The 22,368-nt window shown below is 45.9% G+C and carries 21 protein-coding genes; 12 read left to right on the top strand and 9 right to left on the bottom strand.

Translation table 11 applies throughout. The annotated features are described in order from the left end of the window. Positions 1-229: 229 nt before the first annotated feature. Entirely contained in the window at positions 230-1,642 is a 1,413-nt protein-coding gene (locus HPC38_RS09930) for a surface lipoprotein assembly modifier (protein WP_208121122.1), read from the bottom strand. A gap of 53 nt (positions 1,643-1,695) precedes the next feature. Further along, on the bottom strand, positions 1,696-3,396 hold the full coding sequence (locus HPC38_RS09925) for a transferrin-binding protein-like solute binding protein (protein ID WP_208121121.1): 1,701 nt from the start codon (positions 3,394-3,396) through the stop codon (positions 1,696-1,698). A 956-nt stretch (positions 3,397-4,352) separates the two neighbouring features. Here HPC38_RS09925 and cyoA point away from each other — a divergent pair. The 5 genes from cyoA to cyoE are packed head-to-tail and all read left to right on the top strand — an operon-like array spanning position 4,353 to position 9,163. Continuing rightward, positions 4,353-5,303 carry a ubiquinol oxidase subunit II gene (gene cyoA / locus HPC38_RS09920; RefSeq protein WP_208121120.1) on the top strand — a complete coding sequence of 317 codons (951 nt, stop codon included), beginning with the start codon at positions 4,353-4,355 and terminating at the stop codon, positions 5,301-5,303. A gap of 11 nt (positions 5,304-5,314) precedes the next feature. Further along, on the top strand, positions 5,315-7,306 hold the full coding sequence (gene cyoB / locus HPC38_RS09915; protein WP_208121119.1) for a cytochrome o ubiquinol oxidase subunit I: 1,992 nt from the start codon (positions 5,315-5,317) through the stop codon (positions 7,304-7,306). Beyond that, the gene (cyoC, locus tag HPC38_RS09910) at positions 7,306-7,941 is read left to right on the top strand and encodes a cytochrome o ubiquinol oxidase subunit III (protein ID WP_208121118.1); all 636 of its coding nucleotides are present in this window, start codon (positions 7,306-7,308) and stop codon (positions 7,939-7,941) included. The genes cyoB and cyoC overlap by 1 nt, the downstream gene beginning before the upstream one ends. Beyond that, a complete protein-coding gene (gene cyoD / locus HPC38_RS09905; RefSeq protein WP_208121117.1) occupies positions 7,938-8,267 on the top strand; it encodes a cytochrome o ubiquinol oxidase subunit IV in 330 nt (109 codons plus the stop codon). The genes cyoC and cyoD overlap by 4 nt, the downstream gene beginning before the upstream one ends. 11 nt (positions 8,268-8,278) lie before the next feature. Then, positions 8,279-9,163, top strand: coding sequence for a heme o synthase (gene cyoE / locus HPC38_RS09900; RefSeq protein WP_208121116.1), 885 nt, complete (start codon positions 8,279-8,281; stop codon positions 9,161-9,163). Between the two features lie 64 nt (positions 9,164-9,227). On the opposite strand, the gene HPC38_RS09895 is transcribed toward cyoE, so the two are convergent. From HPC38_RS09895 to HPC38_RS09885, 3 genes are all read right to left on the bottom strand, one after another. Further along, positions 9,228-9,653 (bottom strand): TOBE domain-containing protein, encoded by a 426-nt coding sequence (locus HPC38_RS09895; RefSeq protein ID WP_208121115.1) that lies wholly within the window; start codon positions 9,651-9,653, stop codon positions 9,228-9,230. Positions 9,654-9,856: 203 nt separating this feature from the next. Beyond that, positions 9,857-12,334, bottom strand: coding sequence for a trimethylamine-N-oxide reductase TorA (torA, locus tag HPC38_RS09890; RefSeq protein WP_208121114.1), 2,478 nt, complete (start codon positions 12,332-12,334; stop codon positions 9,857-9,859). 9 nt (positions 12,335-12,343) lie between these two features. Then, on the bottom strand, positions 12,344-13,453 hold the full coding sequence (locus HPC38_RS09885) for a NapC/NirT family cytochrome c (protein ID WP_208121113.1): 1,110 nt from the start codon (positions 13,451-13,453) through the stop codon (positions 12,344-12,346). Positions 13,454-13,783: 330 nt separating this feature from the next. Here HPC38_RS09885 and mutY point away from each other — a divergent pair, with 330 nt between their 5' ends. The 5 genes from mutY (at position 13,784) to HPC38_RS09860 (ending at position 17,856) form a co-directional block, all read left to right on the top strand. After that, on the top strand, positions 13,784-14,884 hold the full coding sequence (gene mutY / locus HPC38_RS09880; RefSeq protein ID WP_208121146.1) for an A/G-specific adenine glycosylase: 1,101 nt from the start codon (positions 13,784-13,786) through the stop codon (positions 14,882-14,884). A 30-nt stretch (positions 14,885-14,914) separates the two neighbouring features. Further along, positions 14,915-15,187, top strand: coding sequence for an oxidative damage protection protein (locus HPC38_RS09875; protein ID WP_208121112.1), 273 nt, complete (start codon positions 14,915-14,917; stop codon positions 15,185-15,187). 10 nt (positions 15,188-15,197) lie between these two features. Continuing rightward, on the top strand, positions 15,198-16,289 hold the full coding sequence (mltC, locus tag HPC38_RS09870) for a membrane-bound lytic murein transglycosylase MltC (protein WP_208121111.1): 1,092 nt from the start codon (positions 15,198-15,200) through the stop codon (positions 16,287-16,289). Positions 16,290-16,563: 274 nt separating this feature from the next. Further along, on the top strand, positions 16,564-17,505 hold the full coding sequence (locus HPC38_RS09865; RefSeq protein WP_208121110.1) for an alpha/beta fold hydrolase: 942 nt from the start codon (positions 16,564-16,566) through the stop codon (positions 17,503-17,505). Between the two features lie 3 nt (positions 17,506-17,508). Then, positions 17,509-17,856 carry a hypothetical protein gene (locus tag HPC38_RS09860; RefSeq protein ID WP_208121109.1) on the top strand — a complete coding sequence of 116 codons (348 nt, stop codon included), beginning with the start codon at positions 17,509-17,511 and terminating at the stop codon, positions 17,854-17,856. Between the two features lie 31 nt (positions 17,857-17,887). Here the strand turns inward: HPC38_RS09860 and hemN are convergent, their stop codons facing one another. From hemN to yihI, 3 genes are read right to left on the bottom strand one after another with little or no spacing between them, the layout of a single operon-like run. Then, positions 17,888-19,255: an oxygen-independent coproporphyrinogen III oxidase gene (gene hemN, locus HPC38_RS09855; protein ID WP_208121108.1), complete on the bottom strand. Its 1,368-nt coding sequence runs from the start codon at positions 19,253-19,255 to the stop codon at positions 17,888-17,890. After that, positions 19,248-19,700 (bottom strand): DUF2489 domain-containing protein, encoded by a 453-nt coding sequence (locus tag HPC38_RS09850; RefSeq protein WP_208121107.1) that lies wholly within the window; start codon positions 19,698-19,700, stop codon positions 19,248-19,250. The genes hemN and HPC38_RS09850 overlap by 8 nt, the downstream gene beginning before the upstream one ends. A 2-nt stretch (positions 19,701-19,702) precedes the next feature. Beyond that, complete coding sequence (yihI, locus tag HPC38_RS09845; RefSeq protein ID WP_208121106.1) at positions 19,703-20,254, bottom strand: Der GTPase-activating protein YihI; 552 nt, start codon at positions 20,252-20,254, stop codon at positions 19,703-19,705. 180 nt (positions 20,255-20,434) lie between these two features. Between yihI and radC the strand changes: the two genes are divergently transcribed. Further along, a complete protein-coding gene (radC, locus tag HPC38_RS09840; RefSeq protein ID WP_208121105.1) occupies positions 20,435-21,097 on the top strand; it encodes a RadC family protein in 663 nt (220 codons plus the stop codon). 205 nt (positions 21,098-21,302) lie between these two features. Here radC and HPC38_RS09835 read toward each other — a convergent pair whose 3' ends face one another. Then, positions 21,303-21,968: a hypothetical protein gene (locus HPC38_RS09835; RefSeq protein ID WP_208121104.1), complete on the bottom strand. Its 666-nt coding sequence runs from the start codon at positions 21,966-21,968 to the stop codon at positions 21,303-21,305. A 160-nt stretch (positions 21,969-22,128) separates the two neighbouring features. On the opposite strand from HPC38_RS09835, the gene HPC38_RS09830 reads away from it, so the two are divergent. Continuing rightward, positions 22,129-22,368: DnaJ domain-containing protein (locus tag HPC38_RS09830; RefSeq protein WP_208121103.1), on the top strand; the 240-nt coding region annotated here is incomplete at its 3' end.

The raw sequence follows: 22,368 nt of genomic DNA, 5'->3' as shown, positions 1-22,368 counted from the left end.
GGGCGTTGCCATTTTTAAGGAAATCTCGCTTGTTGGGAATTTCTACGTCGCATGCAATACAGGCGTTTGCATGCTTCCTTGAAATTTACCCAACCGCTCCATTTCCGCGCGAAAAATGGCGGGATCGAACTACAACGCTCCGTGTTTTGTAGATCAAAGTGCGGTCTCAACATTGGTTAAAAGTGCGGTTAAAGGTGATTTAAAAGTGCGGTCGAACCGCACTTTGCGATCAAAAATCCCTAGTAATCACCAAGTTGATATTTTTCTCAGTGTACGAATAAAGCGTTGGTAGATTGCTGCGCTGTTTCTTCCAACTTAGCTGCACTTTGGGCGTGAAGCCTTGCCATTGCCAATCTCGTTTCCACACCGTGAGGTTGGCGTTGTAAAGGGTGTCTGACCGCACTTTGCCCAGTGGCAGAATGCCGCCGAGCTTGGCAGGCGCTTTGTAATCGCGTTTCGCCACTGAAATACCCACTCGAGTGGCGATATTCCACGGCCATTCTTGCCCAATGCCAACGCGCAACGTTTTGGTGTCGTTGGCGAGCCTGCGGGTGGCAGTTTTTTCACGGTTGAAATCCACGCCCGTGTAGAGATAAGTTTTTGCACCTGCGAGCCACAGCAGCGTGGCCGAGCCGAGTTGGTTAAACCCGTTGAGTTCAGGGTTGTCAGGATAATGTGCTTTGGCGTATTCGCCCGCCAGTGAGAGCTGCCAGCGGTCGCTCAGCCAACGATTCCATTCTGCTCGCACGCCCAAGCCACGTTGATAACGGCTGCCCGCCACCCAACGCCATTCGGCAAACGGCAATAGGCGCACGGATTGCACCGCACTTTTATGCGCCAGCCCCACTAAAGTGCGGTTAAGCACGTCGTTGTAATCCTTGTTATCCCAATAATATTTGCCGAATAAATTGTTCTCAAAGGCGAGATAATAATGCCCGCGCAAGTTCCAGTCTTTGGCAAGGTTAAAGGCGTACGCCAGCCCGTGCGCCGATTGCGGCAGCATATCGTCATTTTTGATAAAGCCAGTGCTTTCAATCCGCCGCTCGCTGCTGGTATTGTTGACATTGTGGGTGCGTAAATAGTTGGCATTGGCGTTGATTTGCCAACGTTCGCGGTTATCCAGCGCACGCAAATAGTGGTTAATCAAGGCGTGAATTTCCGCTGGTGGATTAAACTCTTGCGCACGCTCAAAGGCGGCACGCGCAGCGTTGTTTTGCTGGCTTTCAAAAAGTGCGGTTGCCAGCTCAATACGCACGGGGTTGAGCTGCGGATTGCGCGCTAAAATCGCCTCAAACTTCGCCACCGCCGCATCAAAGTCCCCACGGGATTTTGCCATTGCCCCTTGGGCAAACAGCACTAAAATCGGGTCATGCCCAGCAAAAGTGCGGTAAACAGGCAGCACGCGTGCCACCACATCATAACGGCGCTGGGCAATCGCCAAATTCAGCACTCGCTCACACAGTGGTAAATTGTGCGCCAATTCATCGAGTGAAAACGCCAACTGCCCCGCAGCACGCTCACGCACCACCGTCTGCTCGGGTGCAACAGGTTTCGCCACCTGCGTGACCGTCTCCGGCTTAAACGCTGGGCTCACCGCCACGGCAGAGAGCGGCAATAAAATTAAAAGAGATAATTTTTTCATAACAACATCGCAAAAAAAGCCACCGCAAAGCAGTGGCTTGTGGGAAAGTTAGGTTATTGTTTTTCGGCTACGAAAACGGCGTTGAGTTTTTCCTCTGAGCTATATTCTTGTTTTTTAGACAATTGTGCAGAACCAGCTAACTGCTTCGCCTCTTTGCCCATAAATTTGCCTTCGTAATTACCTTTATAATCACCTGAAGTAGCCTTACCATTGAAGACAATTTGATCGTTTTTAGCTTGAATTGTGCCATTTTCTAGCTTGATTTGGGATTTTTCAGGGTAGTTAAAGTAATAATTGATTTCACCCTTAATGGCTTTTTTATTAAAATCAGCGGTTAAAGATACTGTGGCATCATCGATATCTTTATCACGAACATAAGAGCTAGTTTCTGCAACAAAGGCTTTACCACTATATGTTGCCGTACCCGTCAGTGATTTTAAGGCTTCCGCTTTAGTTGGATACCCTGCGTAAGCGAGTTTTGAGCCATTTTTATAGCTTCCTTTATATCCAGAAAATGAGGCTTCTGATAATTCAATTCCTGCATTTTCAAGATTATAGACATAGCTTCTGTAACTTGTACTCGTTGGTTTATTATTTTCATCAACACCCTCTTGAGAATCAGAAGTGTATCCACGTTCTTTCGAACGGGTATATCCGTCCGCTGTAATCTTAGATGGCGCAAATTCAGTAAAACCATCGTCTAGTATAATCTCTTTACTGGTTTTTTCGCCAACAAAATCAGCTCGTTCTTTTTGTGCTATTTCTGTTTGCTTAGCGATATTTTCTTTTTTTATCTCTTCTATTTTATCAAAGGCGCTTTGAATATTGTTAAGTTCATCTTTTGTACCATATGTTTGTGCAATATCCAAAGCCGTTTTCTTATCTAGCCCATCTTGAATTGCTGTATTATAAATAAATAGAGCATTATTAAATTTTTCATATTCACTGGTATCAAAAAGTTCAGCAAATTTTTGAGCCTCTTGCTTGCTCATCCCTGCGTTTTCTAATTTTATTTTTCTATCTCTTTGAATTAACTCGTCTTGGTATGCATAAGGATCAGTATCATTTCGATGTCTTTTTAAGAAATCATCTAATTCATCTTTTGTCATACCAGCTTGCCCTGCATCTCTAATGAGGTTTCTGTCTCTTAATTCTTTTCTATAGGCATAGATATCTTCATCATTTTTGTGTTTTTCTACAAATGCAGCAACCTCTTTTTCATTCATACCTGAGTGAGTTGCTTCTTTAACAATTTTTAAATCACGCAGTACTTTTTTGTATGCAGAGTGATCTTTATCTTTATAATATTTTTCAGCAAATTCATCTGCTTTTTTTTCACTCATACCAGCATTTCGTGCTTTCTCGAATAATTCTTTATAACGAATTTTGTTATATTGTTTGTTAAGCGCAGCAAGATTGCTTTCATATTCTGTAATTTTAGTTTCTAATGTTTGTAATTTGTCATTTGAGGTTTTAATCTCTTGAGTTGTTTTTTTATGCTCTGTAGCGGAGTTTTCTTTTTCTTTTTTTAGTGCTTCTTCACTGGCATTTAACTGTTTTTGTAATGCGTTAATTTGTGCCTGTAATTTTTCCTTCTCTAGGTTGTTTTCTTGTTTTTGTGGTTTTGGATTTTCTTTCACCACAGGTTGTTTTTGTTCTGTTGAACTGCTGTCGCCACCACCACTAGATCCACAGGCGACAGCACCGAGGGAGATGAGGATAGCCAATGCAGTTGTTTTGAATGTTGGTTTCATTTTTTGTGTCCTTAAGTTCGGGTTAACAGAAAAATTTTGTGTGGTGTTTAGGCCGTTTTGCTGAAATTTTGCTTAAACGGACTAAGTTTAAAAAAAAAAAAAAAAACAATGCGATAGCGATCTTTTTTAATGATTTTTGATCTTTGTCACGTTTTTAAACCGCACTTTTGCTGTTCCGCCTTGTGGCGTCCAAAGGGGCTGTGCGCGCAGCCCCTTTGGAAACCCACGCGCCCCAAGTTCGCTACTGGTCGTGCTGCGCTGCGGGGTTATTTCACCGTTCGATTTTTTAACTTGCCCACTTACGTGAGCTTCGGACACGAAAAAATCTCATTGATACCCCCTACGCTTCGCACTAGCGGCTCTATGGGGATCATAAAACACCACAGCCATTTACGAGGTTTAAACCTCCAAAGTGCGGTCAAAATGATTTTTACGACCGCACTTTAGGTTTTCAAAATGCAAAACGTGAATGCTGGATCCTTCCCCTTATGTTTTTTCGCAGGCTGAGCCGTGAAGAATTTTCGGGTGAATTTTTCGTGTTTGAGCGCGCGCAGCGCGTGAGTTTAAAAATTCGCCTGAAAATGGAGGCGAAGGCAAAGAAAAAATCATCAGGGGTGCGTTGGGGCCTTGGGGGGCTTGCGCAAACAAGCCCCCGAGACACCGCAAGGCGGAATTTGCGATAGTGGCAAAGGCGAAACACAATAGTGGCAAGAAAAAGTGCGGTTTTTTGTGATCGCTCTAGAATAAATTACAAAAATTTGTATTAAAAATGTTAATTTCTTGCGAGAGACATTAACAAACCCTATAATAGATGACCAAATAAGCCGTTTTTATCGTCTTCATGCCGTACACTGCGCGCAAGGCTTATTGAAATTGAGTCTGCACTTAACGATTTATACTCCTTATTCTAAACACTTTTTGCAGCATAAATGTTAAATTCACAGAGGTTAAATGTGATGAGAAAATCAAAATCCGTCGCTTGGATATTGGGTTCTTGCTTGCTGCTGTTGCTCGCGGGCTGCTCGGGGGGCATCTTAGACCCCAAAGGGCAAGTGGGTGAAGCAGAGCGCAACCTGATTTTGACAGCAACTGGCCTGATGCTAATTGTTGTTATCCCTGTTATTGTGATGACCTTCTATTTCGCGTGGAAGTACCGTCACAACCGTCCAGATGCAGAAAAAGACTATGAGCCAAACTGGGCGCACAGCAACAAAATTGAATTTGTGATGTGGGCTATTCCAATCATTATTATCGCCATTCTTGCCACCATTACGTGGAAAACGACCCATAAACTGGATCCGTATCGCCCGTTAGCGGCCGAGGAAGATACGATGACCATCGAAGTGGTGTCGATGGACTGGAAATGGCTGTTCATCTACCCTGAGCAAAATATTGCCGTGGTCAACGAAATGGCACTGCCAGTGGGCAAAGCGGTGAAATTTAAAATCACATCGAACTCGGTGATGAATTCGTTCTTTATTCCGCAATTGGGCAGTCAGATTTATACTATGGCGGCGATGCAAACTCAGTTACATTTAATCGCTGATCATCCTGGCGTTTATCAAGGATTGTCGTCTAACTACAGTGGTTCGGGTTTTTCGGATATGACCTTTAAAGTCTATGCGGACGATAAAGCAACCTTTGATGCTTGGGTTGATAAAGTGCGGTCAAGTAACACGGCGCTGACGTTGGCAGAATACAAAGCCTTGTCAAAACCAAGTGAAAATAACCCTGTGACCTACTATTCGAGTGTGGAAAACGGCTTGTTTAGCTATATTCTCAATGAATTTGGTGGGCACTTTAGCCACGGAGGCCATGCGATGGGTGGTGAAGGTGAGCACCAGTATCACCACGATCATGAGCATTCACATGGGGCTGAACATTCGCATTCAGCGACACAACAGTAAAGGAATTTGCGATGGAAATGTTATTAGGTAAACTTTCTTGGGATTCCCTAGCCTTTTTGCACGAGCCGATTATTTTAGGCGCTTTTATCTTTATGATTTTAGGCGGTGTTGCGGTGCTAGGCGGGATTACCTACTTCAAAGCATGGGGCCCTTTGTGGCGCAATTGGTTGACCACCGTTGATCACAAAAAAATTGGGATTATGTATATTATCGTGTCTATTGTCATGCTGGTGCGTGGCTTTGCCGATGCGATTATGATGCGTACCCACCAAATGTTAGCTAATGCACCTGATATGGGGTATTTGCCACCGCACCACTACGACCAAGTGTTCACCGCCCACGGTGTGATTATGATCTTCTTTGTGGCGATGCCACTGGTGGTGGGCTTGATGAACGTGGTGTTGCCGTTGCAAATTGGCGCACGTGATGTGGCGTTCCCATTCTTGAACTCATTGAGTTTTTGGCTCTATGTGGTGGGTGTGGTATTGGTCAACTTGTCACTCATCATTGGGGATTTTGCCGCCACAGGGTGGTTGGCGTATCCGCCACTCTCGGGGCTGGAGTATAGCCCGACGGTGGGGATGGATTACTATATTTGGGCGCTGCAGATATCGGGGCTGGGTACTTTGCTCAGTGGGGTTAACTTTATCGTTACCATCATCAAAATGCGCGCGCCTGGCATGAACTATATGCGTATGCCAGTGTTTACTTGGACATCACTGTGCGCAAGCTTATTGATTGTGGCTTCGTTCCCGATTTTAACTGGCACGCTGTTTATGCTCTCCCTTGACCGTTATCTTGATATGCACTTTTTCACCAACGACGCGGGTGGAAACATGATGATGTATATCAACTTGATTTGGATGTGGGGCCACCCTGAGGTGTATATCCTCGTGTTGCCAGCCTTTGGTATTTTCTCTGAAGTGATCTCTACTTTTGCGAAAAAGCGCCTGTTTGGTTACACCAGCATGGTTTACGCCACCATGGTTATCGCAATTTTGAGTTTTATCGTGTGGTTGCACCACTTCTTCACTATGGGATCGGGTGCAAACGTCAACGCGTTCTTTGGTATCACCACGATGATCATCGCCATTCCAACTGGGGTGAAGGTGTTCAACTGGTTGTTCACCATGTATAAAGGTAAAGTGCGGTTTACTGTGCCTGTGCTGTGGACGTTGGGCTTTTTGGTTACCTTCGCCATCGGTGGTATGACAGGGGTGATGCTCTCTGTGCCAGGTGCCAACTTTGTGTTGCATAACAGTTTGTTCTTGATTGCCCACTTCCATAACACCATCTTAGGTGGCGCAGTATTTGGTTACTTTGCGGGCATGAGTTTCTGGTGGCCGAAAATGTTTGGCTTCAAGCTCGATGAAAAATGGGGCAAGCGCGCATTTTGGTTCTGGATTACAGGCTTCTATGTGGCGTTTATGCCGCTGTATGTGCTCGGCTTCTTGGGCATGACTCGCCGCACTAACCACTACGACAACCCAGTGTGGCAAATGTGGCTAATTGTTGCTGCCATCGGGGCATTCTTGATTTTGCTCGGCATCGCCTGCCAGTTCATTATGTTCTATGTCAGCTTCAAAAACCGTCATCAATTGCAAGATGTCACCGGCGATCCATGGGATGGCCGCACCTTGGAGTGGGCAACAGCCTCACCACCGCCAAGCTACAACTTTGCGCAAATTCCGGTTATCCGTGATGTTGATGCGCTGGCAGATTTGAAAGACAACGGCTGGACACCAAGCAGCAAGCCTGCCCATTACAGCCCAATTCACATGCCAAACAACACCTCTGTGGGTGTTTTACTGGCGCTGCTGAGCCTCGGCTTTGGCTTTGGCTTCGTATGGCACATTTGGTGGATGGTGATTGCAGCTACCATCGCGATGTTTGCCTTAACCATTGGCTATGCCTTCTGGCGTGATAACGACCATATTATTCCAGCGGAAGAGGTCGAACGCATTGAAGAGGCACATTATGATCGAATTGCAGGAGTGAAATAATGGCACATGTTCAATTACCACCGTTACAAGGTGGCTTTCACCAGCTTGGTGACAAAACCCACGCGGATCACCACGACATGAGCGAAACCAAAGTTTTTGGATTTTGGCTCTATTTGATGACCGACTGTATTTTGTTTGCATCCCTGTTTGCCACCTACACCATTTTACACGTGGGTGTGGCAGAAGGCCCAACACCGAAAGAGATTTTCGAGCTGCCATTTGTGTTGGTTGAAACCTTCTTGTTGTTAATCAGCTCCATTACGTTTGGCTTTGCCATGATCAGCGCGTTTAGCCACGATCTCAAACGCGTATATCAATGGCTGATTGTGACCGCACTTTTCGGTTTAGGCTTTTTGGCGATGGAGCTTTACGAGTTCCATCACCTTATCGCCCAAGGGGTTGACCCAACCGTGAGCGCGTTTTTATCATCATTCTTCACCCTTGTGGGCACCCATGGGTTGCACGTAACCTTCGGTGTGATTTGGCTGGTTAGCATGCTCTTTTTGTTGCGTCGTGACGGGCTAAGTGGTGAAAATGTAATGCGTTTGAAATGCTTAAGTCTTTTCTGGCACTTCTTAGATATTATCTGGATTTGTGTGTTCTCTTTAGTTTATCTTGCGGGGGTAATTCAATGAGTCATGATTCTTCTCAGCCATTCAACGCCTGCGCTGCGCGCAAGCAATACATCATTGGCTTTATCATCTCCGTGTTTTTGACTGTGGTGCCATTTGTTGCGGTGATGGGTGGAACGCTCGCACAGCAAAGCGCGCTGTTGTTGGTGGCGGCGATGGCGGTGTTGCAAGTGATTGTACAGGTGTATTATTTTCTGCACATCGACACCAGCCAAAAACAACGCTGGAATGCGTTTTCTTTAGGCTTTACCTTGGTGATTGTGGCGATTGTGATTGTCGGCTCATTGTGGGTGATGTATAACCTCAACGCCAACATGATGCACGGCTAACTGGAGTGGCTATGAGTGAGTTGATGAGTTTAAAATCGCGTTTAATGACAACCTCGTGGGTGCAAGTTACCAAGCCAGGGATTGTCAGTGGCAATGCTATTGCCGTGCTCGGTGGCTATTTTTTAGCCGCGCGCGATGAATTTCACTTGCTCACCTTGCTCTCGGCGTTGCTGGGCACGATGCTCGTGATTGCCTCAGGCTGTGTCGCCAATAATATCATTGACCGCGACATTGATGGCACCATGAGCCGTACGCGCAACCGTGTGCTGGTCACCGGCCACATGGCGGTTAAAACCGCACTTATCTATTCCATCGCACTGCTCTCAGCGGGCGTGCTGGTGTTGTCGTATTGCGGGGATTTGGCGGTGAAATCGGCCTTGTTTGGCTACGGCGTGTATGTCGGCTTGTATAGCTTGTATTTCAAACGTCACTCCATTTGGGGCACATTGATTGGCAGCTTTTCAGGCGCTATTCCGCCCGTGATTGGCTATGCTGCGGTGACCAATCAAGCCGATGCGGCTTATTGGATTTTGTTTGCGATGTTCTCTATTTGGCAGTTGCCACATGCGTATGCCATTGCGATCTTCCGCGACAAAGATTACCTCAAAGCCAACATCCCTGTGCTGCCATTGCGGGTGAGTTTTACGACCACACGCGTACATATGATTGTCACCATCGCCGCATTTGCCACCATTGCGTCACTGTTGACACTGCTGGGTTATACGGGGTGGATCTATCTGACCGCACTTTTACTGTTAAGTGGCATGTGGCTGCAAGTGGCGTTGCAAAACGTGCCCGACCGTGCTGCAGAGCGAGGAAAATGGGCGCGTAAAATCTTTGGCTATTCAGTTGCGATCATCACCGTATTGAGTTTTTGTATGGCAATTCATATCTAGCCGTGATGCAATAAACAAGAAAAAAGCCGATCAAACGATCGGCTTTTGTTTTTTGCGTTAAACTTTATTTTTTTACAGCCAATAAAACGTGAGAGGCTTTCACCAACACTTGCACGTTGCTGCCTTGGGCAAGGTTCATGTTTTTCGCGCTGGTTTCGGTGATGATTGCCACGATTTTTGCGCCACCTTGGGTTTTTACTAACACTTCACAGTTTACTGCGCCATGGTTGACACTTTCAACCACACCGCGCAATTGGTTGCGGGCAGAGAACACAAGGCTTTCGTCTGTTGAGAGGATCACAGAAGGCGCTTTAAACACCGCCATCACATCGCGGCCTTCGCTCAAGTTGAGGTTTTGGGTGCTTTCGCTAGTGATCACTGCGACTAATGTTTCTTTGTCATTTAGGCTGAGTTCAATTTGATCATTAACTGCGCCAGCTTTAATTGTTTTTACTTTAGCAGACAGTTGGTTACGAGCACTAATTGTCATTTCGTTTATCCTTAATTTATCATTTCATCATGAGGGTTAAATAGTGTTTTATTTTTAAACACCCGAATTGTAGCAACGCAGGCAAGTGAAACAAGTAGATCGCACATTTTTATTGTTTAAAGATTAATAATTGATCAAGAATAGAACAAAAAAAGCCCAACAAAAGCGACGCACTTTATTGGGCTATATAGCGTAGTGTGCTTTCACACTGTTTTATATTGCGGCTCGTCAAACACTGTCACGGGCGGCAATGTCTCAGTGAATTTTTCCACTTGCACAATGGCAGTGTTAGGTGCCGTGGCCTGTGCCAGTTTGGATGAACCTTTGTCGATCGTCAGCACATTCGGGTTGCCAAACTTACAAATCGGTTCACCGTTGAGTTCACCAAGGTCAAGCCATGCACCTTCATGTAAGCAGATGGTGCCTTTGATCACCCCGTCACTCACCACAGCCCCCGCCAGCACTTGCCCACGTTTGTTGAATATGCGCACGACATCACCGTCGCGAATATTGCGGGCACTGGCATCATCGGGGTGAATGATCACTGGCTCACGTCCTTGTACCGTGTAGTGCCCACGCAGGTGTTCAGAAAAACATAATTGGCTGTGTAAGCGATAGTACGGGTGCGGCGTGATGAGTGCTAGTGGCGCCTCGTCGGTGACATTGCCAGCATATTCATCTGGCACAAACCAAGTTGGATGTCCTTTGCAGTCATCATAATTCATTTTAGCGATAACATCAGAGAAAATTTCAATTTTACCCGATGGCGTACCTAACGGATTAAGCAGAGGATCTTTTCTAAAATCGCCATAACGCACCCATTGTTTAGCCTTGTCTTTTGCTTTGAAGGTCAGGGGTTTATTTTCCCGCCAGAAATCATCAAAACGTGGAATCACCACTCGATTTTGTCGCGCGCTGTCAAATGCTGTTTGGTAGAATTCTCTTAGCCAATCCATTTCTGACTTGCCTTCGGTGAATTGCTCTTCCACCCCTGCCATTTTCGCCAGCTGCGCAAATATATCGTAGTCATTACGCGCTTCAAATTGTGGTTCAACCACCTTTTTCATTGGGAAGATATTCAAGTTAGAATAATCGCCACTCATCGTTAAGTCATTGCGCTCAAATGAGGTGGTCACAGGCAGTACAATATCAGCCATACGCGCGGTTGGTGTCCAATAAATTTCATTGACCACAATGGTCTCTGGCCGTTGCCAAGCCTTGATTAATTTATTGGTGTCTTGATGATGCACAAACGGATTGCCCCCCGTCCAATAAATAAATTTAATGTCAGGGTAGGTGACTGTTGTACCGTTGAAATCAATTTTTTCACCTGGATTGAGCAATACATCGGCGATGCGTGCCAGTGGGAAGCTCAAACCAGACACTTTGGCTTTCCACGACATATCACTGGTGTTGCGCGCACTGCCTGTGTTGGCGGAAATCGCACTGATTTTGCCCCCTGTGGAGGTTGGCACGCCGCCGTTGGAGTAATGATAACTCAAACCAAAGCCGCCGCCAGGCAACCCAATTTGCCCCAGCATCGAGGCGAGTGTGACTAGCATCCAGTGGGCTTGCTCGCCATGTTGTTGGCGCTGCATGCCCCAGCCCGCCATAAGCATTGTGCGGTGGCTGGCGAAATCAAGCGCCAATTGGCGAATGGTGTTAGCCTCCACGCCACAAATTTTGCTTGCCCATGCAGCATCTTTCACCACGCCGTCTTCTTTGCCCAGCACATACGGCTCAAATTTGTCATAGCCTTTGGTGTAGTGCTTCAAAAAGTCTTTATCAAGCTTGTTTTCAGTGATTAATGTATGCGCCATGCCAAGCATCAAAGGCACATCGGTTGCCGTGTGCAGTGGAATCCACTCCGCACCTAAATATTCGCAGGTTTCGCTGCGCACGGGGTCAATGCAAATTACCCGCTTGCCACTTTCTTTGAGCTTTTTATAATAAGCAATGCCTTGTTGGTCGGTTGATGTCCACGCAATCCGCAAGGTGGTCATCGGATTAGCAGACCACAACACCACAATTTCGCTGTCGGATAAAATAGTCTCCCAACTGGTTTGTTGCTCATAGACCTCAATGGTACCGAGCACATGCGGCATAATGATTTGCGCAGCTCCTGTAGAGTAGTCCCCTTTGTGGCCGACAAAGCCTCCCGTCACATTCATAAAACGGTGTAACAAGGTGCGGCAACTGTGCAATGCGCCAGAGCTTTTCCAGCCATAGGATCCCGCAAAAATCCCACTGGCACCTTCGCGTTTACGCACATCTTGCAATTGATTATGCACCAGTTCAAGGGCTTTGTCCCACGACACCCGAACCCATTCATCGCGTCCACGTAAGCTAGTGTCGCTTTTGCCTGGATTTTCTAAATAGCTTTTGCGTACCATCGGGTATTTCACACGTACTTTTGTGTGTACTTGCTCAGGCACGACAGCCTGTAATTCATTAGTGACAGGGGCTTCAATCGCAGGGCCTGATTTCACCACTTTTTCATTTTCGACCACAATGCCCAGCGGCCCCCAGTGCGCGGCGGACACCACTGTGCGAGTGTTGACCGCACTTTTGCCTGCCTCAGCCCACGCGGTTGCAGGCAGTGAGCCGAATGACGCCAGCCCGACGCCAGCAATTGAGCCTTTTTTCAAAAATGTTCTGCGTGATGTATTCATCTTTTTCATACAGCCCCCTTATTTTTCGTTATCAGCGCTTTGGCTGTCTTTGGCGTGATGTTGCAGGTAAATGGTTAGTGCTCGCACTTGCTCATCGTTCATCGAAGTGCGGTCTTTCATGGAGTTGATCACACCAATCCACTGGTTAGCCGTGTAATGATCTGCGCCGATTACCGCATGGCAGGTACCACAATGGGTTTGGTTGAGGTTATCGCCATAGCTATTCAAGCCGTTGATATTAGCTGTGAGCATCGATCTTGGTGCTTGCATAGACACACTTACCTCATTCCAATCTGCGTTGGTTATCTCATCGTGTATGGTTTTGTCCACTTTGACCGCACTTTTCGCATCATCGTCTAACACAGCGACCAAAATGCGCTTGCCCAGTTCTTGATAAATCAAGTTTTCCGCACCAGCTTGTTGCCAGCCGCGTACCACACCTTGCACGTTTTCGCCCTTGAGTTTCCAGTCGTTGACCTGGGCATACGGCATTAACCGCACTTGGCCATCACCCACGTTGGCGCTGGCAATTTGGGTGGTGTAGAGCGTTTTATTTTGCTCACTAAAGTCCCCACCACTGATGCCTGCCTGAGTGCTGGCATTGCTGTCCATCTCAGGCATAAAGTGCACAATGCCTTTGTGACAGTCGATACAGGTTTGCCCACTTTCTCGCATTCCGTTGTGCATTTTCTGTGCGGTTTTGGATTGCTCGTGCAGCAGCCATGCTTCGCTGTTATGGCACGAGCGACAAGTGGCAGAATCTTGTTCTTTCATCGTCTTCCACACCGATTGCGCCATCTCCAAGCGATGTTTTTCGTAGGTGGCTTCATCAGGGATTTTGCCCGTCAGCTCGCCCCACACGTCTTTCACTGCCATGATTTTGGTTTTCAGATAATCCAGCCCACTGTGCGGCACGTGGCAGTCGTGACACTCGGCACGAATGCCTCGTTTGTTCATAAAATGGTTGCTGCCTTCCCATTCTTTTTGCGGTGTGTGCATTGAATGACAGCTGACACAAAATTCAGTACTATTGGTGTGATGAAACACCTGCTGTGCTCCCCACAGCACCAGCGCACCTAGGGCAAAAAGACCCACCCCAGCCAAGGTCCATTTTTTTCGTCCACCCATAATTGTCTCCTTAGTAATTATGTTAATTATCACTAACATAACGCGAAGATGCCTTCACATCGTCAAAATTATCTTGCTTGAATCACCTCACAGAAGAATTGATTCATATCAAAAGTTAATTTATTTCGGCAGTTGTTATGCAATTTTTTTATAAAAATGTGATGTTTTAGGCATTTTTAAAATAAAAATAGCTTTTTTTTGTATTCGTAATTTATTTTTTTATATAACGATTAATGTCTGCTGGATTTTTTGTCTAACAGAGAATGAATGGCTCGATTTTCCATGCGCAATCAGGTAAAGTGCGGTTTTATTTCACTGCAACGAGGGCTTATGCAAGCGCAATCAAGCACATTCGCACCCTTTGCCAGCGCCGTGTTGGCATGGTATGAGCGTTTCGGGCGCAAGCAATTGCCATGGCAGCAGGGCAAAACGCCGTATAAAGTGTGGCTTTCTGAGGTGATGCTACAACAAACCCAAGTGGCGACGGTGATCCCGTATTTTGAGCGTTTTATTGCCACCTTTCCCACCATCACTGCGCTAGCCAATGCACCACTGGATGAGGTGCTGCATCTTTGGACGGGGCTGGGTTACTATGCCCGTGCGCGCAATTTACACAAAGCGGCGCAAAAAGTGCGGGACGAGTTTGCAGGTGAGTTTCCAACGCATTTTGAGCAGGTGCTGGCTTTGCCTGGCATTGGGCAGAGCACGGCGGGGGCGATTTTATCATCGTGTCATCAAGCGCCGTACCCTATTTTAGACGGCAATGTCAAACGTGTACTTGCGCGCGTGTTTGCCGTGTCAGGCTGGCCAGGTGAAAAGACCGTGAGTGATAGATTATGGACCTTGAGTGCGCAGGTCACGCCCACCGAGCAGGTCGCGGAATTTAATCAAGCGATGATGGATATCGGCGCAATGGTTTGCACTCGCAGCAAACCAAAGTGCGGTCTGTGCCCGTTGAACACGCAGTGCCTCGCCAATGCCAACGACAACTGGCAGGATTACCCTAGCAAAAAGCCGAAAAAAACGTTGCCCGAGAAGCAGTGCTATTTTGTGTTATTGCTTGATCAAAGTGCGGTGTTGTTGCAACAGCGCCCCGCGGCTGGGCTATGGGGCGGGCTTTATTGCTTGCCACAATTTGAGGATAAAGCCAGCGCACTTGCCTTTTTGCAAAAGTGCGGTGCGCAAGCTGTGCAAGCATTGCCGATGTTTCGCCACACGTTTAGCCATTTTCACCTTGATATTCATCCGTTAGTGGGGCGTTTGGCGGAGGGTATGCAAGAAATCGCTACAGATTATGCCACAGGCGTATCGAGCGAGGCGAATTATTGGTATAATTTACAATCAAATGCCAAAATTGGCTTGGCAGCGCCAGTGAAAACCTTGCTTGAGATGCTAACGCGCATGCAACAAAATGGCTATTTCACTGTCTGATAATAATGTAAGATGTAAAAGGATGACGATATGGCACGAACCGTTTTTTGTGAATATCTGCAAAAAGAGGCCGAAGGGCTTGATTTTCAACTCTATCCAGGCGAGCTTGGCAAGCGCATTTTTGACTCCATCAGCAAACAAGCGTGGAGTGAATGGATGAAAAAACAGACCATGCTGGTCAACGAGAAAAAACTCAATATGATGAACCCTGAACATCGTGCTTTGCTTGAAGCCGAAATGAAAGGTTTCTTGTTTGAAGGGAAAAATGTTCACATCGAAGGCTATGTTGCCCCAGAAAAATAGGCAGGGTGCCATGAAAAAATATTTGCCGTTATTGATTATCCCTTTTTTAGTGGCGTGTGGCTCCTCCACATCTAAGAAAAATAATCCTTTTGATTACGACGATGCTTTCGCCAAAGACATGCGAGGCTTGGATATTTTAACGGGGCAGTTTTCGCATAACATCGACAGCAAATGGGGCGTGAACGAATTGTTGGTGGCGAGCCGTAAAGATTATGTGAAATACACCGACCAATACAATACTCGCAGCCATATCAGTTTTGATGAAGGTAAAATCACGATCGAAACTCTCGGCATGGATGCTTACCGCCTGAAAAAAACCATTGTACACACCTTGCTGATGGGCTCTGATGCCAACGGCATTGACTTGTTTGCCGACGGCGATGTGCCAATCAGCTCGCGCCCGTTCCTCTCAGGGCAGGTGGTAGACCAAGCAGGGCGCAGCATCAACACAGTGGCAGGCGCCAATGATTTCGCCAACTATTTGCTTACCAACAAACTGCAAACACGTCGATTGAGTAACGGCCAACTGGTGGAATTTGTGACCATCCCGATGATTGCGAACCACATCAACATTCGGGCACAAAAATATGTACCGTTTGTGCGCAAAGCGGCGCGCCATTACAACATTGATGAAAGCCTGATTTTGGGGATTATGCAAACCGAATCAAGCTTCAACCCGTATGCGATTAGCTACGCCAACGCTATGGGCTTGATGCAAGTGGTGCCGCACACTGCTGGGGCGGATGTGTTTAGAATGAAAGGCATGCGAGGGCAGCCATCGCGTCAATATCTGTTTGATCCACATAGAAATATTGATGCGGGAACTTCTTATCTGTGGTTGTTGCAAAATAAATACCTGGCGGATATTACCGACCCAACTTCACGGCGTTTTGCGGTCATCTCCGCTTATAATAGTGGGGCTGGTGCGGTGTTGCGCGTGTTCTCGCCAGACAAAGATGAAGCGGTGCGGATCATCAACTCCTTGCTGCCAGAGCAGGTTTACCGCATATTGACCACGCGTCACCCATCGGCGCAAGCCCGTAATTACTTATATAAAGTCGATAAAGCGCAGAAGAGTTATCGCGTGCGCGCGGCTAACTAAAAAAGTGCGGTCAGATGACCGCACTTTTGTTTATTGCACATCAAAGGTGAGAGTAGTTTCAATCATATCTAAATCGTAGTGCTTTGCATCATGGAATTTTTTCTTCCACTTCTGCACCTAAATCATGACACCACATCATGATTAATGCAGCTTAGCAAAATAATGAGTGTTATTTTATGAAAATGTATGAATTGAAGGCAATAAGGGGCATTTTGCATTGCATTTCAGGCAAAATCATTCCATTATGACAGTCTAATCTACGCTAAGGACGATTATGCAGCAACGAGAACCGCACTTTGCCCATTTTGTGTTAAATACCTTAAGCAAATTTATCGCCGATTTTCCACTGCAATTTTTGCAAGGTCAGCAAGGCTGCGCGATTGCTTATCGCTTTTTTCGTCATCGCCATGCCTCAGAGCGCCGTTTGTTGGTGCTGGTCAGTGGGCGAGGGGGCAATATGCTGAAATGGAGTGAAGTGGCCTATGATTTTTATCACGCAGGCTTTGATGTTATGCTGTTTGATCACCGTGGGCAGGGGTACTCAGGGCGATTACTGCGTGAGCGAGAAAGGGGCTATGTGGATCATTTTCACTACTATTTAGATGATCTTGATGCTGTGATTCATCAAATTGATGATTTGGCGTGTTATCACAGCAGGGTGCTGTTGGGGCACTCGCTGGGAGGCTTGATTGCCACGCACTATTTGGCGCGCTACCCCCACAGTTTTGATAAACTGGTGCTCAGTGCACCGTTGTTTGGCTTGCCGCTCAAACGTGGCGTGCTTGATCGGGTGCTGGTGAATTTGGCGGTGCTGCTCGGGCAAGGTCGGCGTTACATTCCAGGCAAAACAGATTATCGCCCTGTGGATATTCACAATAACGATCTCAGTGCGTGTAAAACACGTATGAAATGGATTAATCGGCTTTCTCGGCGGTTTCCTAAATTAGCACTCGGCGGGCCAACTTTTGGTTGGGTACATCAATGTTTGAATTTTATGCAGCGTTTGCCCGCGGCAGCGAGAAAAATCACAATACCTGTTTTGATTATTCAAGCGCAAAAAGATACGATTGTATGCAATCAGGTGATTGCGCAGAGTGCGCCACTGTTTAAAAATGCGCAGTGCAAACAAATTGCCCATGCTAAGCATGAATTGCTATTCGAGCGTGACCACATCCGTTACGCAGTGTTAACCACAATTTTTGACTTTTTACGTTAACTTATGCAAAACACAACGCCCACCCCTAACACCACGATGGATATTTTAGGCATCAATCAGCTGCAACTCGTGCTGGCGGAAAAGCGCACCGTGCTTGCTTCTATGCGCATTGGTATTTCCATGCTGGCGCTGCCACTGGCGATTTTCAGTGCCTTGATTGCGACTTCAAAATATTATGAAATTGAGCACGTTTGGCTGGTGCTGAGTTTTATCAGCACGATTAACATCATTTTGATTGTGGTGGCTTGTTATTTAATTGTGCATGCGCTAATTCGTGTGCGCCATTATGATGTGATGATTGAAAATCTTAAGCGCCAGCACGAGAGCTTGCAGCCATTAATCGAAAATTGACCGCACTTTTATATGCAAAGTGCGGTTTTGCTCAAATAATGCGTGAGAATTGTTGGCGTTTGGCAAGTTGGCGTGAGTAGGTATCGAAGCACAAGCAGATATTACGAATCAACAAACGCCCCTTGGCGCTGACCTCAATGCTGTGATCATTGAGAGTTAGCAGACCATCGGCTACCAATGGTGCGAGCAGCTCAAGATCTTGAGCAAAATGCTGTTTGAAATCAATGCCATATTGCTGCTCAAATGGCGCAAAATCCAAGCGGAAGTTGCAAATTAGCGCTTTGATCACATCACGACGCAAGCAGTCTTCCTCGCTCATCACAAAGCCCTTCGCAAGCGCTGTGCCGTGCGCTTCCACCGCGGCGTAGTACTCTTTCAGCACTTTTTCATTTTGTGCGTAGTGATCGCCGAGCAGGGAAATCGCCGATACGCCAAGGCCGAGCAAATCCGCCTCTTCTTGAGTGGTGTAGCCTTGAAAATTACGGTGTAGCACGCCGTTGCGCTGGGCAATCGCCAGTTCATCATCGGGTTTGGCGAAGTGATCCATACCAATGAATTGATAGCCCGCCTTTGTTAACGTTTCAATCGTGTTTTGTAAAATGGTCAGCTTGCTTTTCGCGGGTGGTAAATCGTGTTCTTTAATTTTGGCTTGCCCTGCAAAACGCGCTGGCAGGTGTGCATAATTAAACACGCTCATGCGGTCTGGGTTGAGTTCACTTACGCGCTTAAGGGTTTGCATAAAACTCTCCACCGTTTGAAACGGCAGGCCATAAATCAAATCAATATTGGTGGAGTGAAAGCCGAGCTGGCGCGCTTTTTGCATCAAGGCGAAGATAAAGTCTTCATCTTGAATGCGGTTAATCGCCGCTTGTACATCTTTATTGAAATCTTGAATGCCCATCGACAGGCGATTGAAGCCGATTTTGCGCAGGTGATCGAGCATCGAAAGCTCAATCTCGCGCGGGTCCATCTCGATGGAAATTTCGGCATCATCGGCCACTGTGAAGTTGTCAGTCAGCATTGCCATCAAGCGCGCGGATTGCGCTTCACTGAGATAAGTCGGTGTGCCACCACCCCAGTGAATTTGGGTCACCGTGCGTTGTTTAAACAGCGGTGCGCGGCGGAGAATCTCTTTTTCGACGTAATCAAGATAAATATCCGCCTTGTGTTGATGACGGGTGATCACCTTGTTACAGGCGCAAAAATAGCAGAGCTTATGACAAAATGGAATGTGTACATAAAGCGACAGTGGGCGGTTTGGATAACGCTTGGTAGCGCGCAGAAAATCCTGCTCGCTGTAGTGTTCATTAAACTCAAGTGCGGTCGGGTAAGACGTGTAGCGCGGGCCTGATTGGTTATATTTTTGAATAAGCTCAAGGTCCCAAACGATCTCAGACATAAGGTTTCCTGTGTTGTAAATCTTGTAATAATTGGCGCGTTTCGCTCAAAATTGCTTCTTGTAATTCAGCTTCTTTGCTCTCGCGCGTTAAATCATAACGCATGCGTTCATTGCGCTTGAGTGCGCGGCGCTCATCTAAAATCGGCATGGCTTTTACCGTGTCATAAAGCGCTAGCATCGCAGGGTAATCACGTAGCGCCATGCCGCCAATATTTGGCAGCAGCCCATTAATGCGCAACACGCCTTCTGATAGATTGCATTCATCACGCAGCATAGCGTTGGCGATGATCTCAATGCTCTCTTTGGCAAAGTCAAATTGGCGCAATTTCACCGCATTGATGCGCTGCTTTTGCTTATTGACAGCCAGCATCAAGCTGCCTGCCCAGCCTGCCAGCCCTACAATGATGACAATCCCCACAAAAAGTAAAATTTGAATGGTGCTCATAGCTATCTAAATTGGTTGATGTCCACTTGCGAAAAGCGTTTTAACAGATCGTCTTCCTCGTCGTCTTCTTCCGCTAAGCCGAGTGTTTGCATCAGCTCATCAATGCGTGCCAAGCACTCATCAACAAAGGTTTGATCGGCGGCAGATAATGTTTTGCCTGCGTCGAGTTGATCGAGCAGGACATTTAAACATTCGTTATTTTCCAGTGCGGTAAGCTCTGCCATCGGGTCAAGTGCGGTCGGTTTTTCTTCTCGCACAGGCGGTATCAGTTGACCTTTTTCAGGTTTATTGACAAATTCGACCATCAGCGGAATTTTTTTGCGACTGCCCACACGTGGATCGCGCACAACCGCACTTTGTTGTTTGCCATTGCTTTGGCTGACACTGTGGCGGCTGCCAGACGGTAGCCCTTTACGTTTTTTCTTGCGCTTTTCTTCACGCGCTTTGGCATCTAGCTCATAGCGGCTGGATTTGCGCGGGAGGCCTGCGGGTTTATCGGCTTTGCGCGCAGGCATAATGTCGCTGATTTTGCGCGTTTTCTTCTGACGACTCATGTTCTCTCCGTCGTAAAATAAAAGTTGATCGCACATTGTAGCATTTTCGCAGAAAACACACAGCATAAATTCGCAGGATGTCATGATTTTTACGATGTAGATCGCGCAGCGCAGTTAACGTGTTGGTAATTGGCGTGAAAATGCGACAAAGTGCGGTTATTTGCAACGAATTGAGGTATTATGCAAACATTATTACCACGCGAAAAATTATTAAAGTGCGGTGCGGCGGCATTGAGTGATGATGAGCTGCTAGCGATCTTTTTGCGCACAGGGATCAAAGGCTGTTCGGTGATGATGCTGTCTAAAGAGGTGCTGGCGCATTTTGGCTCGCTTCGCTATTTACTCAGCGCGAATGCAAACGAGTTTTGCGCGGTTAAAGGGCTTGGTATTACGCAGTTTGTGCAGCTGCAAGCCAGCATTGAAATGACTAAACGCTACCTTTCCCAGCAATTGCAGGCGAAGCCGAGTTTTAATTCGCCTGAACTGGCGCGAACGTATTTGCAAAGCCTGCTCGAAGGCAAGCAGCGTGAGGTGTTTGTGGTGCTGTTTTTGGATAATCAGCACCGCTTATTGCGCCATGAAGAGATGTTTCTCGGCAGCATTAACAGCACCGCCGTCCACCCGCGAGAAATTGTCAAAACCGCACTTTCACTCAATGCGGCCGCGATCATTTTGGCACATAATCACCCCTCAGGCGTGGCGCGCGCCAGTGAGGCGGATCGTATGATCACCGACAAGATCCAACGTGCCTGTGCGCTGGTGGAGGTGCGGGTGCTGGATCATTTCATTATTGGGCAGGGTTGCTATTTGGCTTTTTCTGAGCAAGGTTGGATTAGAGGTTAGTATTTCAATAAGCAACATTATAGTTGTATTAGAATGATTTTGATTTTCTCTATCCAATCAGATTATCTATTTAATTTTATAAGATGATTATATTCATATAAATCAATTTCGTAAATCGATACAAGATTAGAGATATATTAACGTATTTATTTGAAAGATAATACCCGACTGACTACAGTTGGGATTTCATCAAGCAACGATAATGTTATTTGTAGATTTCAGGTAAAACTAAGCTATTTGTTATCAAGTAAAAAGCTAATTCATATATATCCATTTCTTTTTTGGAAATTGATTTTCCAGGTTTTTGATTGGGAATAATACCTTGTAGGATTATTAATTTTCCTTTATAAGGAATCACAAATGATGTACTGTACATATCTATTTTATAGCCTAATCTTTCTTGGTATATTTTTGTTTTAAGCCAAAATCCGTTTAGTGTCTCAAGAGTTATAGGGCCACTACCTAAAATTTGAGCATTATTTGGTACAAAGTCTTTTAAATTATTTTCGTCGCTCAAAAATTCCTTGATGTCAGACTTCGATAATCTAATATCAGGGTCATCTAAATCAGGAATACTATGAATTAGAACAAGATAAACAGCAAAAGTATCGCCTTGTTTATTAATGAATTTTTTTACTACATGAGGACGATTTCCATCCTTGGCTTCCCATGATTTAGGTATTTTAAGGCTAAATTTTATACCTTGCGCTTTCCCAGCGCCATCATTGTTATAAGTATACGTATTACTGTTAAATTCTTCTACTGGATTGTAATTTCGTGGTGTGGCGGCATAAGTTGTTGCTGAAAAACATGGATATTCAATGATTACAATTAGTATTGAGGCTAATATACACTTAATATATTTACTCATTGCTCTTGCTCTCCGATGCTCATAAAATTCCTTTCATTCTGACATAATGAAAATATAATGTAAATAAAAAATCTGAGCACATTGTGCATTTTTTAGGTAGTATGCACTTTTTCCTTTGCCGTGTATAATATCTACATTTTTCTATTACTAGAAACAGATAATGGATTTTAAAAAAGATTATTATAGTATACTGAAAGTTGAGTGTTCAGCCTCAAAGTTAGAAATAAAGAAGAGCTATAAAAAATTATGCCTTAAATATCATCCAGATAGAAGAGGTGATGAGATAATTATGAAAGACATTAATGAGGCATATGAGGTTCTATCATCTCCAGAAAAGAGAAGAGTATACGATTTACACTATACAAAGAATCATGAACGGGAAAGAGAAGAAAGACAAAGA

It is taken from the genome of Spirabiliibacterium pneumoniae (assembly GCF_014884995.1).
GTDB classification, from domain to species: Bacteria; Pseudomonadota; Gammaproteobacteria; order Enterobacterales; family Pasteurellaceae; genus Spirabiliibacterium; species Spirabiliibacterium pneumoniae.
This window is presented reverse-complemented; position numbering and strand designations above follow the sequence as displayed.

Excerpts from the sequence above, each read along its gene's own strand:
- HPC38_RS09875 (WP_208121112.1), top strand. The coding sequence starts at position 14,915 with ATGGCACGAACCGTTTTTTGTGAATATCTGCAAAAAGAGGCCGAAGGG.
- yihI (WP_208121106.1), bottom strand. The coding sequence starts at position 20,254 with ATGAGTCGTCAGAAGAAAACGCGCAAAATCAGCGACATTATGCCTGCG.
- HPC38_RS09860 (WP_208121109.1), top strand. The coding sequence starts at position 17,509 with ATGCAAAACACAACGCCCACCCCTAACACCACGATGGATATTTTAGGC.
- cyoB (WP_208121119.1), top strand. The coding sequence starts at position 5,315 with ATGGAAATGTTATTAGGTAAACTTTCTTGGGATTCCCTAGCCTTTTTG.
- mutY (WP_208121146.1), top strand. The coding sequence starts at position 13,784 with ATGCAAGCGCAATCAAGCACATTCGCACCCTTTGCCAGCGCCGTGTTG.
- HPC38_RS09930 (WP_208121122.1), bottom strand. The coding sequence starts at position 1,642 with ATGAAAAAATTATCTCTTTTAATTTTATTGCCGCTCTCTGCCGTGGCG.
- HPC38_RS09885 (WP_208121113.1), bottom strand. The coding sequence starts at position 13,453 with ATGGGTGGACGAAAAAAATGGACCTTGGCTGGGGTGGGTCTTTTTGCC.
- cyoE (WP_208121116.1), top strand. The coding sequence starts at position 8,279 with ATGAGTGAGTTGATGAGTTTAAAATCGCGTTTAATGACAACCTCGTGG.
- hemN (WP_208121108.1), bottom strand. The coding sequence starts at position 19,255 with ATGTCTGAGATCGTTTGGGACCTTGAGCTTATTCAAAAATATAACCAA.
- HPC38_RS09865 (WP_208121110.1), top strand. The coding sequence starts at position 16,564 with ATGCAGCAACGAGAACCGCACTTTGCCCATTTTGTGTTAAATACCTTA.
- cyoC (WP_208121118.1), top strand. The coding sequence starts at position 7,306 with ATGGCACATGTTCAATTACCACCGTTACAAGGTGGCTTTCACCAGCTT.
- HPC38_RS09850 (WP_208121107.1), bottom strand. The coding sequence starts at position 19,700 with ATGAGCACCATTCAAATTTTACTTTTTGTGGGGATTGTCATCATTGTA.
- HPC38_RS09835 (WP_208121104.1), bottom strand. The coding sequence starts at position 21,968 with ATGAGTAAATATATTAAGTGTATATTAGCCTCAATACTAATTGTAATC.
- radC (WP_208121105.1), top strand. The coding sequence starts at position 20,435 with ATGCAAACATTATTACCACGCGAAAAATTATTAAAGTGCGGTGCGGCG.
- torA (WP_208121114.1), bottom strand. The coding sequence starts at position 12,334 with ATGAAAAAGATGAATACATCACGCAGAACATTTTTGAAAAAAGGCTCA.
- mltC (WP_208121111.1), top strand. The coding sequence starts at position 15,198 with ATGAAAAAATATTTGCCGTTATTGATTATCCCTTTTTTAGTGGCGTGT.
- HPC38_RS09895 (WP_208121115.1), bottom strand. The coding sequence starts at position 9,653 with ATGACAATTAGTGCTCGTAACCAACTGTCTGCTAAAGTAAAAACAATT.
- cyoD (WP_208121117.1), top strand. The coding sequence starts at position 7,938 with ATGAGTCATGATTCTTCTCAGCCATTCAACGCCTGCGCTGCGCGCAAG.
- HPC38_RS09925 (WP_208121121.1), bottom strand. The coding sequence starts at position 3,396 with ATGAAACCAACATTCAAAACAACTGCATTGGCTATCCTCATCTCCCTC.
- cyoA (WP_208121120.1), top strand. The coding sequence starts at position 4,353 with ATGAGAAAATCAAAATCCGTCGCTTGGATATTGGGTTCTTGCTTGCTG.